This window comes from Brevibacillus sp. JNUCC-41 (assembly GCF_014844095.1).
Lineage (GTDB): Bacteria > Bacillota > Bacilli > Bacillales > DSM-1321 > Peribacillus > Peribacillus aracenensis.
The window spans coordinates 2,289,476-2,305,011 of record NZ_CP062163.1 but is presented as its reverse complement, the minus strand read 5'-3'; the positions used below and the strand labels follow the sequence as shown (position 1 = coordinate 2,305,011).

The following is a 15,536-nucleotide window of genomic DNA, read 5'->3' as shown; positions in this document are numbered from 1 at the left end:
ATTCCAAACCAATATTTATGGCTATAATGGAGGAAGGAAGGCAAATCTAAACTTATTGTTATCACTTTTCTAGCGAACCTTTCAAACCGCCTTTAGATAACTAATTTATTTTCACTGTTTTTTCACATTTTCCTTTTATAATGAGCTTACATGATCTGATGAAAGGATGATGGCACACCAAGATGAAAAAATATTTATGGCTCGTAGTCAGCCTATTCAGTTTGCTTTTATACCCGGCAATGGCTTTTGGTCATGCTACGGTAATAAGCTCTAATCCTAGCCCGAATGAAGCGATGGATACCCTTCCTGAAAAGATCAGCATTCAATTCAGCGAGAATATTCAACCATCTTTCCATTCACTTGAGGTATTCAGCCAAGGCGGGGACAAAGTTAAAATTCATGACAGTACAATCTCGGAACAAAGTGAAAAAATACTGGAAGCTAAGTGGAAGGGCACTATCGACGAAGGGATTTATTACATTAAATGGAGAGTGGTTTCAAGTGATGGACATCCCATTGAAGGAACAATTCCCTTTCAATTCGGAGATTCAGCGGGCCTTTCAGACCAAGAAAATCCCGAAGTGAATGCAAGTTTTCCGAATTCCATCAATGTTATCCTTCAAAGTCTTCAATACATATGCTTCGCTGCACTTACTGGAATCCTTTTTTTCAGATTATCGTTAATGAAGGATCCTCGACTTTTTGAAGCAAGCAGAAGAACACGACTATACCTTTGGCTTTCATATGCAGGTTTAGCCTTTTCCATCTTCTTAAATCTACCTTTAAAAGTTACGATTGACGCCGGCGTAGGTTGGACGGATGCATTTAAATTGAGTTATATAAAAGAAGTATTGAATGCTACAAACTTTGGAGCGGTCTGGATCATTGAAGTACTAATATTGCTTCTTCTATTTTTAGTGATTTATTTAATGCTCGAGAACTCCCTGAATAAATCATTGCCTTTCTTTTCTTTCATCATAATGGCCAGCTTGATGATTTGTAAGGCTTTAACTGGACATACAGCTGCTGTTCCTAATCAGGTTCTGGCCGTTTTGATGGATTTCCTTCATCTGTTGTCCATGGCTTTATGGCTCGGCGGCCTTATGGCCATATTAGTGATTTTACCTGGGCTTGCTGATCGGCAGGCAGTCCAAGAAGATAAGAAAATATTTTACTGGTCAATCATTCAAAGGTTTTCCAGATGGGCATTTCTGTTTGTAATCATACTGATTGTTAGCGGGATATATAGCAGTTTACAGCATGTTCCGACTATCCATTCATTGTTCTACACAACATATGGACAATTGTTACTGGCGAAAATCATTCTCATGTTAGTCATGATCGTTTTAGGAGGCTTCCATTTTCTCAGAGGGAAAAAGCAAACGAGAAAACTTGGTTATAGTGTAGGAATGGAGTTTGGTTTAGGAATCGTCATACTTCTCATTGCAGCTCTACTGACAAATGTCCAAACTGCCATGTCTTCTCCCGGGCCCATTGAAAAGACGTTACGGACTGAAGAAAATAATGAGGTTACATTAATGGTGACTCCCAATGAAGTCGGGGATAACGTGATTCAAGTAAACTTATCCAATGAAGGCAAACCCATTGCTGAAATAGAGCAGCTTACAATCACTATGCAGCCATTAGATACGCCACGCGGTGAAATAACACTGCAAATGAAGGAGAAAAACACAGGTACATTTACATCCAAGTCTTTATTAACCATGCCAGGAAAGTGGAATATCCATGTTCACGGATTAACTGAAGGCCTGGATTCAATTGATGCTGATTTTATAATTTTCATAGGGAATTCATAACAGGAGGTTTATATTAATGAAAAACATTTCAAAACTACTTATTTTCACATTTGCTGCATTATTCATTTTTTCCGGTTCAGCATATGCTCACGTTACAGTCAAGCCTAGTTCATCTGCACCTGAGGCGTGGGAAACTTATACACTCAAAGTACCAGTAGAGAAAGAAACTGCCACTACAAAGGTAACTTTAAAAGTACCTGAAGGGGTTACTTTTGAAAGCTATCAACCTGTACCGGGGTGGAAAGTAACAACAGAAGGTGACAAAGATGGGCATGTAAAAACGGTAACATGGACAGCAACTGATGAAGGAATAGCTGCTGGACAATTCCAGCAATTCTCTTTCGTAGCACAAAATCCAAAAGAAGAAACGAAAGTTGCCTGGGATGCATTTCAATATTACGAAGATGGTGAAATTGTTGAATGGAGCGGTGATGAAGGCTCAGACTTACCGCATTCTGTAACGGAGATTACAGTTGCGCCCAAGGCTGATGCAGAGCCAGCGGACCATGGTCACAAAGATGAGGCTGAAACTAAAGATTCCACGGCAACTGACAATTCAAAGGATTCGGCAACAACAGAAGGCGATGGCAATCAAACGCTGATCATCACTCTGGCTGTCATTTCACTAATCCTGTCGATTGTAGCACTTTTTGCAGCTCTAAGGAAAACTAAAAAATAATCATTATGGAAGGTGCCCCAAGAATTCTTGAGGCACCTTTTTTCCCTTCTACTATTCCATGACCACCGATTTACTCGGTAACTTAAGGTTTTCTGATTCTATGGTAATCTTAATCGATTTTTCAGCTCTTTGGTCCGCTATCGTTAGGTTAAGCAATCCATTTCCCTGTGCTTTTTTGCTTATTCCCAGATCTTCCGTACTTTTCACCAGCTGTGCATATAATTCCGCTTCAGTTAAATTGCGGTCAAATTCCTTTTCAGCAATCACTTTCAAGAGGGCTGCTGCACCGCTTACATGAGGCGTAGCCATTGACGTTCCGCTCAACCGGGCAAATTTATTTCCTGGATACGTAGAAAGAATATCGACACCTGGCGCCACCAAGTCAATTTCATCATTTGTATTCGAAAAATCCGCTAAATTTCTGCTTAAATCCACAGCTCCGACTTCCACTACCTCGGGATATGCTCCTGGATAATCCAATTCATCCGTTTCATGACGCCCATCACCACTATTTCCAGCTGCGCAAACAACAAGGATATCATTCTGAAGGGCTTTTTGAATGAGTTTGTGTTCAGCCTCATCCGGAGGACCACCAAGTGAAAGTGAAATAACCGAAACCTTTTCTTCATTAGGTCCCCGCCAATTGATTGCATACTCTAGAGCTCCATTAATCCAGGCTATATCACCTTGCCCTTGACCATTTAAGGCCTTTAACGCTAATATGCTCGCTTTCGGGGCCATTCCCACTACACCAGTATTATTGACGGCAGCCACAATCGTACCGCTAACATGTGTCCCATGTCCATTATCATCTTGATAATCCCCGGTATTGGTAAAATCCTTCCCACCAATAATTCTTTCTTTGAGGTCTGGATGTCCCTTGTCAATACCTGTATCGATGACGGCAACTATCACTCCCTCACCATAATTGCTTTTCTCCCAAATTGCCGGGGCCTTCACAAGCTCGACACCCTCAGGAATCTTCTCTTTCACCGTTTCCATTACTTCAAGAACTTTGTAAGGTATTAATCTTTTTTCTCTTGTCATTTGATTACCCCTTCCTTCGTTCAATAAGTTAAACTGCCATCAGTGTGGGGATATTCATCCCGTCTGGTTGCCGTCTACCGTTGAAAGAGATGAGATCAAAAAACTCTTCTCTCTTATATATACCAGATTTATGAAAATAAAAAAGAAGTTTTTGGAAAATTCCGTCTAAATAACTACTTTTTATTTCTTTTTGTGTTATTATCTGGTACTCTCATTATAGAACAAACGTTCGCGAAATGCCATATTTTTTTATTCATTACTCAATTTTTTCCCAAATAAAAAAGAAGCGACCCCAAATCGAGTCAGCTTCCATGAGATGTTAAGCTGCGCCGCAGCATTTTTTGAATTTTTTCCCGCTTCCACAGGGGCATGGTTCGTTTCTGCCAATGACCGGCTCTGCATGAACATGCGGCATTTTAGCTGCCTTTGCACTTTCCATGATGATTTGCGTGCCTTTTTCCTTCATTTGCTGATACCGCTGTTTAAATAACTCCATAACATCTTTACTGTATTTTAACGTATCTTCCGCAATATCCATCGCCTTTTGCTTGGAAATATTATAATCCTCAAGGACAAATTGATTATCCCCGAAAGAAACCCTCACTCCAAAATGCTGTCCTGCCTGTTTATTTCCTTTAAGCTCCTCAACGAATTCAAGGTATACTTCCTGGCAATCACAAGTCTGGTGCATACAATAATAATCATATATCCAATACGTTTTATCTTCGTACTTACTCTTTAAAGCAATTCCATCCTCCACGCCAAAAACATCCAAATATTTTATCGCTTTTCCATCAAGTATCTCAAATGGATCAATCGTTCTCATCTATAGACACATCCTAATTCATCAAAATTTATTCTTCCTCTGTATTGTACAACCTAATTCACCAATCGTCACTTGAAACGAAGCCTGTCAAATCCAAATCCCTTTCATCAAAATCAGATTTAAGGCATCCTTATCGAAGGCAAAAAAAAGCTGCATCAGTGTGTATCCACTGATGCAGCTGCCCCTCAACCCTTCATCCAATCCACGTGGTCAATTCATCAAACGGTGTTTTTTTGGCAGGTTTCGGCTCCATATCAGGATAACCCAAGTATATGAAAGCCAATACTTCTCCTTTTGAGGATAAATTAAAAAATTCACGGACCTTTTCATGATAAGTTATTTTTCCCGTTCTCCATACCGCTCCCAGACCTAGGGAATGTGCTGCAAGAAGCATGTTCTGAATGGCACTGTTCACTGCTGCATATTCTTCTGCCACGAGGACATTATTCTTATCACTAGGCTCTATGCCCACTGCGATGATGACTGGAGCCCTTAATGGATTCTTTTTTTGCCTTTCAAGCTTGCTGATTAAACTTTCAGGAGTATCATCAGCATTTTCAATTCTTGTGATTTCTTCGAATACCTCTCCAAGTTTATTTCTTCCTTCTCCTGTCATTACAAAAAAGCGCCAAGGCTCCGTTCGATGGTGATTAGGGGCATACGTTCCAGCTTCAATGATTTGCTCGATCATTTCCTTAGGTACCGGATCTTGCTTGACGATTCCAATGCTTCTTCTCGTTTTTATAGCCTCGATGGTTTCCATGTTATCTCCCCTTATCCCTTTATCTCCAATAGTTTCTGTTTCAGTTCATTTTCCATTGTAGCCAATTCCCGTTCGGCTTGTCGGCGTTTATGCCTTCCTTCTTCTTGAATCCGCATGGTTTCCTCAAGCGTGGAAATCAAATTGGCTTGGGTATTCTTTAATGTTTCGATATCGACAAGTCCGCGCTCATTTTCTTTTGCCGTTTCAATGGTATTCGTTTTCAGCATCTCAGAGTTCTTCAATAACAAGTCATTTGTAGTTTTGGAAACCTGCTTTTGTGCTTCTACTGCATGCCTTTGCCTGATTAAGGTCAATGCTATCGCAACTTGATTTTTCCAAAGGGGGATGGCTGTCATGATCGAAGATTGTATTTTCTCGACCAGCGCCTGATTCGTGTTTTGGATCAGCCTGATTTGCGGTGCGCTTTGAATCGTAATTTCGCGACTCAATTTCAAATCATGAAGCCTTTTATCCAACCGTTCAGCAAATTGCAGCATATCATTGACTTCCTGGAACTTCATTTGATCATTGCTCGATTCAGCGGACTTCCTTAACTCCGGAATCGTTTTCCCATGGATTTCTTCGAGTTTAATTTCCCCGGCTGCAATATAGACATTCAATGCCTGGAAATAATCCTTATTCGTTTCATATAGCTTTTCAAGGATTACGATATCCGATAGCAGGATATTCTTGCTCCGCTCGAGTTTCACACTGATTCGATCAATTTGGGCACCAGTTTTTTGATATTTGGATAGCACTTCCTGTACAGATCCCGAGAGCTTCCCGAACATACGCGCAAAGAAAGAGGGCTTATCCGGTTTTAGCTCATCCGGGCTCAGCTCGTTTAACTTTTTCATTAAATCACTGATAATGTTGCCCACTTCACCCACATCTTTTTTCTGGACATGCTCAAGCATGGAATTAGAAAAGGTCAGAAGCTTTGATTGGGCGGGTGTACCATAGGATATCATCGCCTGATGATTGGTTGGGTCGATTTGTTCGGCAAGCTGATATGCCTTTGCCCTGTTCTCTTCAGGAATGACATCAATCAGTTTAACCGGTTTCGCTTCCTGGGAAGATACTTTCTCCAGCTCCTGCACCCCATCAAATGGATTGGCTAAAAGATCATCGATCAAACTGGCATTATTCGTTTTATTCAACAGGTTTGGATCATTGTTATTCATTTTAACCTCCTGCTTTCATCAATTACTTGTGACTCTTTTCTAGTTTCAATGGATTGCTTAGCAACATCCAATTCGAAGTTAAGGTGATCAATATCATCGGCAATAACTTTATATAAATCCTTTTCTATCGTATTAGTGAGTTCCTTTAAAGTTTTGCGAGTCTCTGTTAAGGAAAGTTCGAGTTCCCTATTCTTTTTTGGCTGCTGTGCTAAAAAAACATATTTCTCCGCAAGCTCCATGGCGGAATCCAGATGCGAGTAATAAAATTGTTCCGCTTGGTAAAATCGCTTCGGTTCTTTCTTTGTCAGACTATATATTTTTCTGATCATTTTAATCATATCCTTCCTCTGTTTAAAAGAAGAGATATGCCTGACCGAGATTAATGCTTTTTGAACCCGCCATATCTTTGATTTTGCTTCAAATAAATTTTTCTTAATATATTGATATTCTTTTCTCGTCAATTCATGTTTTTTGAGGTATCTTGATGAAAAATATACGGAACTTAGCCAGTATGCAAGCGCCCCTCCTGCTAAAGAAATGACAACGGATAAGGCAAACGGTTGGTTCAATGCAAAATAGCTAATCATCCAAATCGGCAAAACTATTGGAAATGCAATCAATATCGGAACAATATCAGCAAGAAATCGATTCATAATCATTACACTCCTGACTTACACTCTTTTATATATATATACGGATTATCCCATGGATTGGTTTCAAGATGGAGTTAAAAGAATTTCCCCTATCCTAAACGATATAGGAACCGGATGGTTTCTGCAAATTTATTGAAATTTTTTCTGTGAATTAACTCTTCTCCCGAGTATGGGCTAACGCCTAGTCACTTCATCGGAACTTACATAAGTTATAAAGTATCCATCCCGAATTTTAAAAAGGAGAGTTGACGATGAATTCATACGGATTTTACCCTTTTCCACAACAAAATGGAAATCACCAGTACTTTGAGCCTAATTATAACCCATATTTCCAACAGCCTGAACGATTTGATTACATGCCACAGCAAGATTGGAACCTTCAGCAGGTACAAGAAAATCCATATAGTCAGGCACCCGACCAATTCGACGTTGAAAGGCAGCCTCAACAACTTGAAAGAAGAGTCCGGGAACTTGAGCGTCAAAACGAGCGTCAATCAAGGGAACTCACTCGGCAGAACCAAGAAATTACAAGAATAAATCGAGAAGTGAACCGTGTAAACCAGGAAATAACCAGACTGAGTCAAAATGATCAACGTCAAATGAATAGGCTGAATCGACTAAATCAAAGACTTCGTGCCGTTGAACGAAACCTTAACATCCCCTTCACCGCAACAGATGATGGTTTTTAAAGAAATAGCAGGAGCGCCTTATGGGCTCCCGCCTTTTTACTTTCTCCTTGCTTTTATCAAAGGCTCTGTTAGTCAGCCAGTACATGAGTTTTAATCAAACGATTGATTAAAACTTTAAATTAAAATGATTAATCAAATAAGTAGTTATAATTACTGATGCTCTGGTTTAAAAGAAAATAGGAGTCAGCCACATTCCCGCGGAATCCTTTAAACATTTAACAGAAGATTCCATAATAAAAAAACAAAAAAAGAACGAGAGTATACTTGCACTCTCGTTCTTTCTCTTTTACAGCATGATCTGTTTCAACTTTTCGTTTCTAGATTCCTGTTCCTCCTGGGTAGACAAGTCATACTTTTTCAATAGATGAAAAAGTTCATTCAATGTTTCTTGCGAATTCCCTTTTTCAAGATATCGATCTAATGTTCGACTCAATTCGGTTGGTAAAAATGCCTTTTGACTCTCAAATTTCAGCCTGACATCTTGTTGCGAATGATTAAGATTACATGCACCCATTTAAAATTCACCTCTTACTTGATTCTACCATCGTATTATGGACATTACCTTGTCAATTCTTCATCTTGATTATAGTAGTCCTCTACCTTGATGAACTCCGGTGAGGTATGTGTGGCCATGATGCCATGATAACTGATATCCAACCCAAGTTCTTCTTCTTCTTCAGTGGATCTAATAGGCAGCCAAACATTTATCACTTTAAAAACGAGCCATGTCACTGAAAAGCCCCAGATGCATAACACCACTAATCCTAACGTTTGAACTCCGAGCAAATGCCATCCCCCACCTGCAAACAATCCGTTTTCAGTGGAAAAAAGCCCTACCGCTATAGCACCCCACATTCCTGATGCCGCATGAACGGGAAAGGCACCAACAGGATCATCGATTTTTCGGGCTTCCAACCAATTTGTCGCAGCCAACATCAACATTCCAGAAACCGATCCAATCAGTAATGCTGCCAGATCACTAACGAATGCACATCCAGCTGTAATCCCGACAAGACCTGCAAGTGAGCCATTGATGACGGAAGGAGCATCCGAGCGTCTATATCTAAATAGTGTATAAAGCAAGGTCACCGCTCCCCCTGATGCTGCTGAGAGCATCGTGACAATGGCAATATGGCCAATGCGTCCATCTGTAGCCTGCAAGGTACTTCCTGCATTGAATCCAAACCAGCCAAACCATAAAAGGAATGCCCCGACAGATGCCAGTGGAAGATTACTCGGCAGTGAAATGGAGCTAGTCCCCCGTGAAGTGAATTTACCTGCTCTCGGACCGATTACACTGGCAGCCGCAAGTGCAGAAAAACCACCTAGTGCATGAATGACCGCAGACCCTGCGAAGTCCTGCATGCCCAACCCGCTTAACCAGCCACCCCCCCATACCCAGTGACCGGCAATCGGATAGATGAATGCCGTCATCATTACAACAAAAATAAGATACGCCCGAAAGTTAATCCTTTCCGCAACCGCTCCCGAAACTATTGAAATAACGGCGATGACGAATGCCCCTTGAAATAACCAAAATGCATCCATGGAAATCGTAAGGTCGATGTGCGACAAATCGCCTTTCAGAAGAAAGCCACTTGCCCCAATGGTTCCAAATACATCGGTTCCATACATTAAGCCAAAACCAACGACGAAATAGCAAAGCGTGCCGATCGTAATATCAGCAAAAACCTTCATGATGATATTCACATTATTCTTCGTACGGACGAACCCCGCCTCCAATAAAGCAAACCCGCCCTCCATTAATAGAATCATGGCTGCTGTCAGAACCACCCAAACCGTATCCAATCCCGTGTTTAACGTTTCTAGAGTCATCTTGGCGTTCCCTCCGCTTTCTGCCAGTCCATTATTTCTTTAATGATGTCTGATGGTAAATTCATTTCCCGTTTTTCCGTTTCAGCTTCGAGTAAACCGATCACCTGATTTAAAAAAGCAACCTTCTGTTTTATTATCTCAATTTTTTTATATCGATCCTTAACATTCACCAAATGCTCAACGGCCTGGTGATGACTTGGGGCACGCCCTGTAAAAAAACGTTTAAATGGTGATAGGGATTGATACCAAGCTTCCTCAGCCCTTCGTTTTTGCTCATATTTATGTATTTTACCTTTGATCGATTCAATTTCCGACTCCTGTTTGCTTTTATAAAATAGCAAGCCTTTTAACACTTCATCAGATGAAATTTCAAAAACAACTCTACTATTCAAATCGTCCCGAATATAAATGTTATATCACCTCACGTAATCACGTTATGTTTTCTGTAATTATATTAATAATTCTGAATTCAGTCAATAATTAAACAATGAAACGATTTGCGTATCAAATGGAGAGAGATTAACTACACTCCTTTCCATTAATCAAACGTTTGATTAACTCAATTCCTAGAGAAATTTGGAAAGTATAGATAATCATTTTTTCCGTACTCTAATAAGGCAGTTACAAAAAAGGGAGGTTCATACAACATGACAGTAATAAGCGATGTTAAGACAACTATAGCAGGGCTAAAAAGCGCTCAAGCGAGCTTTGAAACCTTCGCTCTATCCACAGATAATGAGCAAGCCAAACAGCTATACCAACAAGCTGCCCAACAAACACAAACAATCGTGGACAGCATCACACCTCGCATTGAAGAGATTCAAAGCGAGGAACCTCAATATAAACAATAATCATTCATATAAAAAAGGTTGGTTAAAGCAACCAGCCTTTTTTATATCTTTAATCCATAAGGAGAATGAAGCCTTCCATTCTTTTTCTTTAATAAAGGACAGGGCTTGAATATACCTAGGGTTACATAGAAGCAATCCAATTGACCGAATTGCAGGCAATCAAGCCTAAAGCTAATGAAACAGGACGAAGTCGCTGAAGCTATTAATTCATACGCTTACAAATTTTCGTAAGACCTTAATAAAAGGATTTCAAAAGGAATTGACTCAAGGATCTATGTTTATTCCAAGGTTTAATCTTAGCACTGACAATACTCTACAATGGAGGGGTTTATAATGCTTACGGGGCATCGCACATGGGTGTTTGATCAAAAGCCTGTCATCATCTCCACAGGAACCGTTGGCGGTCCATTTGAAGCAGAAGGTTTGCTTGCGGATGATTTCGATCTACTCCATTCCGATTTATGGATAAATCAAGATACCTATGAAAAGGCACATAAAGTCTTATTGGAAGAAGCGAGTACAAAAGCAATAGAAAAGGCGGGTCTTCAGAAGGAACAGATTCACTTTTTCCTTGGTGGCGACCTTATCAATCAAATAACCCCTACGAGTTTTGCCTGTCGTACACTGGGAACACCTTATCTCGGCTTATTCGGTGCTTGCTCCACCTCCATGGAGGGACTGGCTCTTGGTGCATACCTTGTCAATACCAAAGGGGCAGAGTACTTATTGACAGGAGCATCAAGTCATAACGCCGCAGTAGAAAAGCAATTTCGCTATCCGACTGAATACGGAGGGCAAAAACCTCCAACAGCCCAATGGACCGTTACGGGGGCAGGGGTAGCTTTATTAGGTAGTGCCGGGGAAGGCCCTAGGGTCACTTCAGCTACGATAGGCCGTGTCATCGACATGGGATTGACTGATCCTTTCAATATGGGCGGTGCCATGGCACCAGCTGCTGTAGATACGATTGAAGCTCATTTAAGAGAACGAAACCTCGACCCATCCTATTATGATTTAATAGTGACCGGGGATTTAGGGAAGATTGGACATGAAGTTTCTCTGGCATTATTTGAAAAACATGGTACGCCGATTAAAGAAGAGCAATATAAAGATTGCGGTTTAATGATATACAGGGATGGTCAACCGGTCTTGTCCGGGGCAAGTGGCCCTGGATGTTCAGCAACCGTCGTTTATGGTCATTTATTGAATCGCATGAAAAAGGGAGAAATAAAACGATTGCTCGTCGTGGCTACCGGCGCCTTATTATCTCCCCTATCTTTTCAACAAAGTGAGACGATCCCATGCATAGCCCATGCCGTTTCGATTGAATATGAATGAGTGACAACCATGATTCACTTGTGTAATCGGGTCATATATGGTTTGAAGTGCCTGCTCATCGGAATGAGGATTCGCGGCTGAAGACATTGTTTTCAGGAGCGTTAGCGGATGCGGAAAAGCATGGATTGATCGGTTGTTGTCACTGGCACGATTGAAGTAACCTGTGCCGGGAAAAACAACCTCGGAGTGTTACAAGCCATTATATTAAGAGCCAAAGGACGAGGAGGATGCTGTATGACAATAGCTTCTAATGTAAAACAATGTGTCTCTAGCCTTAAAGGAGTTGAAGCAGGCTTATCCAGCTTAGCACTCCGGACTGAAGATGATGAATCTAAACGCATCTTACATGAAACGATGCTGGTGGTGAATGAAGTTATGGAGGATGTACAGAAGCGCGTGGGAGAGTTAGAACGGGAAGAACCACAATATAAAGGTTTTTAAATACAATGATCAAGCAGGAGGTGTTTGGTAATGCCGGATTGGATAGAAATTGTTTTACGTTCATTATTCTTTTTAATTGTTCTTTTTGTGATCACAAAAGTGCTAGGAAAAAAACAATTGTCCCAGCTCTCCTTTTTTGAATATGTAACGGGTATAACCATTGGTAATGTTGGGGCAGAATTAGCTACGAAAGTTGAGGGCAATGTTATACATGGTGTACTGTCCATTCTTGTTTTTGCCATAGCACCCTTCATTGCGGGATCAATATCCCTAAAAAGTAAAACATTCCGTGATCTTGTGGAAGGAAAGGCATCGGTTTTCATCAAAGATGGAAAAGTCATGGAAGATAATTTAAAAAAAGAGAAATACACCATCGATGAATTATTGGCATTGCTCCGGAAAAAAGATGTCTTCGATGTTTCTGAAGTTGAGTTTGCCTTATTGGAAGCCAACGGGGATTTTTCCGTAATGTTAAAGAAGCAAAATCTACCTATAACACCTAAGGACCTTAACCTGTCAGTGGCTGCAGTAAAGGAGCCACAAACCATCATTATGGATGGCAACATACTTGATGAACCGCTTTCCACGATTGGACTGAACCGAAATTGGCTTCATACTGAACTGGATAAGTTGGGTGTAATCCTTGATAATGTGTTTCTTGGTCAAGCTAATTCCAACGGGGAATTAACCGTGGACCTTTTTGATGATAAACTTAAAGTTCCTTCTCCCCAAGAAAAACCTCTTTTGCTCGCGACCTTGAAAAAATGCCAAGCGGACTTAGAGTTGTTTGCACTTGGAACTGAATCAAAGGAAGCTAAAGAGATGTTTAACAAAAATAGCGAAAAGCTGCAAAGGGCAATAGATGAAGTGGCCTATATCTTAAGGAACTGATAGTATATTCATTTCCTCACTTTCATAAGCGAAGTGACCAGTCCAATGATGACGATCGTCACACATGAAAAAAGAAAAATTTCGATACCTAAGGTGAATGCTGCAGCTGAAATGATTAGTGTATCTATGACGATAATCGCCAATGCAATATCCATGGAAGTAGACTTCGAGATAATTTTGGCTAACATATCCGTTCCCCCGCTGCTTGTCTCATATCGAAGCATGAGACCTATCCCCATCCCTATGATGGCACCGCCAATCAAAGAACTTGTTAGTATCGACATGGAAAAGACTTTTTTCAATGGATTAAGCCAATCCATAAAAAGGGATGTCAGAAGCAATCCGTGAACACTGCTATAGAAAAAAAACCGTTCATAGTACCAGGCATATAAAAATATGGGAATACTGAGGATCAACATGGATAGCCCTGTTTGAAACCCAAAGAAATAATGAAGGATGAGTGCAATCCCGATAACGCCGCCATCTATTAAATGGTGCGGAACTAAAAAGCCATTGATTCCTATACCCACCAAAAAGCTACCAACAATTACAGCAAACGCTTTTTGAAAATTAATAAAATCACCTGCCTCACATTATATATATCCTTACTATATGTCCAAGTCAGAGCGTCAAGAATATCCATTCAAAAAAAAATCCCCCTCCTTTCACTTCAATCGAAAAAGGGTCCGGTCATTGACCGAGACCCACAATTTATAGGTAAAAGGAGTTCGGACCACATATCTTTCATCACATGATGTTCCCGAACCATCTGCCCCAAAGCAACACCTTCAACTTCTCAGGGTATGGTTTCTATCTATAAATGTTATAACAAAGTGGATTGGAGCGGGTATGAGAGACTTCTGCTTAAAAAAGCGCGTCTGGGGGAGCCCCCCCCCGCAAGCGCAGGCCGAGGAGGCTCCCTGATTGCCCGCGGAAAGCGAGTGCCTGGAGCGGAAATCAATGTTCAAATTGTACAAGCCAAAAAAACTGTAGGGCCCGGTCATTTAGACCGGGCCCCATTCCATCATTTCAATTCTAATAACACTACATTTTCAACATGTGTCGTCATTGGGAACATATCGACAGGCTGGATATCAACTGCTTTATATCCACCCTCTTCCAAGATATGAAGATCACGCGCCAGAGTGCCTGGGTTGCATGATACGTATACGACTTTATTTGGCTTCATCTCGATGATCGTATTCAGTAGGGACTCTTCACAACCTTTGCGAGGAGGATCCACAACGATGACATCTGCAGTGTTGCCCTTTTGATACCATTCAGCAATAACGTTACCTGCATCGCCAACCATGAATTCAGCATTTGAGATATCATTCAATTCAGCGTTGCGGCGTGCGTCATCTATCGCTTCTTCGACCACTTCGACACCGATTACTTTTTTCGCTTTTTTAGCTAAAAATAAAGAGATGGTTCCAATGCCGCAATAGGCATCAATCACCGTTTCTTCACCAGTCAGCCCTGCATAGTCAAGAGCTTTATCATAAAGGACTTTCGTTTGGTCCGGATTGATTTGATAGAATGATTTTGCTGATATCGCAAATTTCACATCACCGATCATATCATGAATAACTTCGTCGCCCCATAGTACAGTCATTTTATCGCCTAAGATAACATTCGTTTTCTTGGAATTCACGTTTTGAACGATGGATTTCACTTGAGGAAGACGTTCAACGATTTCCTTCACGATTGTTTCGATGAAAGGAATACTTTTCGTTCTTGTAACGAGAACGATCATTAATTCACCTGTTTGCTTGCCATAACGGGCCATGATGTGCCGCAATACACCTTTATGTGCCTCTTCATTGTAAGCAGGGATACCAAGCTTACTGAAAATTTCTTTAACAACTTGAACGGCTTCATTGACCACTTCATTTTGGATAATGCTTTCTTTCGTTTCAACAATTTCATGTGTCCGCGGTTTGAAGAACCCTGCTATTAGCTTGCCATCCTTTTCACCAACAGGGACTTGCGCCTTATTACGATAATGGGTCGGGTTCTCCATCCCGATGATCGGGTGAACCTTCACATCCTCAAGTTTCCCAATGCGTGTCATCACTTCACGCACTTGCCTTTCCTTGAATTCCAACTGTCCTTCATAGCTCATATGCTGCAGCTGACAACCACCGTATTTATGGTAATCTTCAGTCGTGACCTCAACCCGGTAAGGACTGTTTTCGATAATCTCCATCAAGCGTCCGAAGCCATAACCTTTATTGGCCTTCATCACTTTAATTTTTGCTTTTTCACCTGGAAGGGCGCTCTGAACAAAGATCGGGTAGCCATCGACTTTAGCGACGCCAGCTCCTTCATGTGTTAAATCTTCAAATAAAACCTCTATAATATCATTTTTAGCAACCGGTGCTGTTTTTTTCATATCATCTTCTCTTTTCTTTTTTATGCTAGCCTGTATTTTACCACAATAGAGGCCTTGCCACAAAACCACTCACCAATTTACTCTTGTTTTCATAAAAATATAGTGGAAGGAATTACGGATTTTTCA

At 40.8% G+C, this 15,536-nt stretch carries 17 protein-coding genes; 7 read left to right on the top strand and 10 right to left on the bottom strand.

The genetic code is table 11. The features are described 5' to 3' along the window. Window positions 1-182 precede the first annotated feature (182 nt). Together JNUCC41_RS11330 and JNUCC41_RS11325 are read left to right on the top strand one after the other, a co-directional pair. Window positions 183-1,817, top strand: a complete 1,635-nt coding sequence (locus JNUCC41_RS11330; protein ID WP_192207659.1) for a copper resistance protein CopC — start codon at window positions 183-185, stop codon at window positions 1,815-1,817. Window positions 1,818-1,833: 16 nt separating this feature from the next. Then, the gene (locus JNUCC41_RS11325; protein WP_192207658.1) at window positions 1,834-2,496 is read left to right on the top strand and encodes a YcnI family copper-binding membrane protein; all 663 of its coding nucleotides are present in this window, start codon (window positions 1,834-1,836) and stop codon (window positions 2,494-2,496) included. Between the two features lie 51 nt (window positions 2,497-2,547). On the opposite strand, the gene JNUCC41_RS11320 is transcribed toward JNUCC41_RS11325, so the two are convergent. The 5 genes from JNUCC41_RS11320 to JNUCC41_RS11300 form a co-directional block, all read right to left on the bottom strand. Further along, complete coding sequence (locus JNUCC41_RS11320; protein ID WP_192207657.1) at window positions 2,548-3,543, bottom strand: S8 family peptidase; 996 nt, start codon at window positions 3,541-3,543, stop codon at window positions 2,548-2,550. Between the two features lie 319 nt (window positions 3,544-3,862). Continuing rightward, on the bottom strand, window positions 3,863-4,369 hold the full coding sequence (locus JNUCC41_RS26735; RefSeq protein ID WP_228467599.1) for an SEC-C metal-binding domain-containing protein: 507 nt from the start codon (window positions 4,367-4,369) through the stop codon (window positions 3,863-3,865). Between the two features lie 193 nt (window positions 4,370-4,562). Next, window positions 4,563-5,132 carry a nitroreductase family protein gene (locus JNUCC41_RS11310; RefSeq protein WP_192207656.1) on the bottom strand — a complete coding sequence of 190 codons (570 nt, stop codon included), beginning with the start codon at window positions 5,130-5,132 and terminating at the stop codon, window positions 4,563-4,565. An 11-nt stretch (window positions 5,133-5,143) separates the two neighbouring features. Continuing rightward, window positions 5,144-6,316, bottom strand: a complete 1,173-nt coding sequence (locus tag JNUCC41_RS11305) for a toxic anion resistance protein (protein ID WP_192207655.1) — start codon at window positions 6,314-6,316, stop codon at window positions 5,144-5,146. Next, window positions 6,313-6,969, bottom strand: coding sequence for a 5-bromo-4-chloroindolyl phosphate hydrolysis family protein (locus tag JNUCC41_RS11300; RefSeq protein ID WP_192207654.1), 657 nt, complete (start codon window positions 6,967-6,969; stop codon window positions 6,313-6,315). Before JNUCC41_RS11300 ends, JNUCC41_RS11305 begins: the two co-directional genes overlap by 4 nt. 356 nt (window positions 6,970-7,325) lie before the next feature. On the opposite strand from JNUCC41_RS11300, the gene JNUCC41_RS11295 reads away from it, so the two are divergent. Further along, a complete protein-coding gene (locus JNUCC41_RS11295; protein WP_370662573.1) occupies window positions 7,326-7,658 on the top strand; it encodes a hypothetical protein in 333 nt (110 codons plus the stop codon). 286 nt (window positions 7,659-7,944) lie between these two features. Here JNUCC41_RS11295 and JNUCC41_RS11290 read toward each other — a convergent pair whose 3' ends face one another. Genes JNUCC41_RS11290 through JNUCC41_RS11280 form a run of 3 tightly spaced genes read right to left on the bottom strand, consistent with a single transcriptional unit; the run spans window position 7,945 to window position 9,886 of the window. Then, window positions 7,945-8,172, bottom strand: coding sequence for a group-specific protein (locus JNUCC41_RS11290; RefSeq protein WP_192207652.1), 228 nt, complete (start codon window positions 8,170-8,172; stop codon window positions 7,945-7,947). Window positions 8,173-8,216: 44 nt separating this feature from the next. Then, window positions 8,217-9,494: an ammonium transporter gene (locus tag JNUCC41_RS11285; RefSeq protein ID WP_192207651.1), complete on the bottom strand. Its 1,278-nt coding sequence runs from the start codon at window positions 9,492-9,494 to the stop codon at window positions 8,217-8,219. Further along, complete coding sequence (locus JNUCC41_RS11280) at window positions 9,491-9,886, bottom strand: hypothetical protein (protein ID WP_228467598.1); 396 nt, start codon at window positions 9,884-9,886, stop codon at window positions 9,491-9,493. Before JNUCC41_RS11280 ends, JNUCC41_RS11285 begins: the two co-directional genes overlap by 4 nt. Window positions 9,887-10,141: 255 nt before the next feature. On the opposite strand from JNUCC41_RS11280, the gene JNUCC41_RS11275 reads away from it, so the two are divergent. The 4 genes from JNUCC41_RS11275 to JNUCC41_RS11260 all read left to right on the top strand — a co-directional run bounded on the left by JNUCC41_RS11275 (window position 10,142) and on the right by JNUCC41_RS11260 (window position 13,015). After that, window positions 10,142-10,345 carry a DUF1657 domain-containing protein gene (locus tag JNUCC41_RS11275; RefSeq protein ID WP_192207650.1) on the top strand — a complete coding sequence of 68 codons (204 nt, stop codon included), beginning with the start codon at window positions 10,142-10,144 and terminating at the stop codon, window positions 10,343-10,345. 333 nt (window positions 10,346-10,678) lie between these two features. Beyond that, window positions 10,679-11,683: a stage V sporulation protein AD gene (gene spoVAD, locus JNUCC41_RS11270; RefSeq protein ID WP_192207649.1), complete on the top strand. Its 1,005-nt coding sequence runs from the start codon at window positions 10,679-10,681 to the stop codon at window positions 11,681-11,683. A gap of 234 nt (window positions 11,684-11,917) precedes the next feature. Beyond that, a complete protein-coding gene (locus JNUCC41_RS11265) occupies window positions 11,918-12,124 on the top strand; it encodes a DUF1657 domain-containing protein (protein WP_192207648.1) in 207 nt (68 codons plus the stop codon). A gap of 30 nt (window positions 12,125-12,154) precedes the next feature. Further along, window positions 12,155-13,015 carry a DUF421 domain-containing protein gene (locus JNUCC41_RS11260; protein WP_192207647.1) on the top strand — a complete coding sequence of 287 codons (861 nt, stop codon included), beginning with the start codon at window positions 12,155-12,157 and terminating at the stop codon, window positions 13,013-13,015. 8 nt (window positions 13,016-13,023) lie between these two features. Here JNUCC41_RS11260 and JNUCC41_RS11255 read toward each other — a convergent pair whose 3' ends face one another. Continuing rightward, window positions 13,024-13,545 (bottom strand): YitT family protein, encoded by a 522-nt coding sequence (locus tag JNUCC41_RS11255; protein ID WP_370662509.1) that lies wholly within the window; start codon window positions 13,543-13,545, stop codon window positions 13,024-13,026. A gap of 494 nt (window positions 13,546-14,039) precedes the next feature. Beyond that, window positions 14,040-15,410, bottom strand: coding sequence for a 23S rRNA (uracil(1939)-C(5))-methyltransferase RlmD (gene rlmD, locus JNUCC41_RS11250; RefSeq protein ID WP_192207646.1), 1,371 nt, complete (start codon window positions 15,408-15,410; stop codon window positions 14,040-14,042). Window positions 15,411-15,536: the final 126 nt, after the last annotated feature.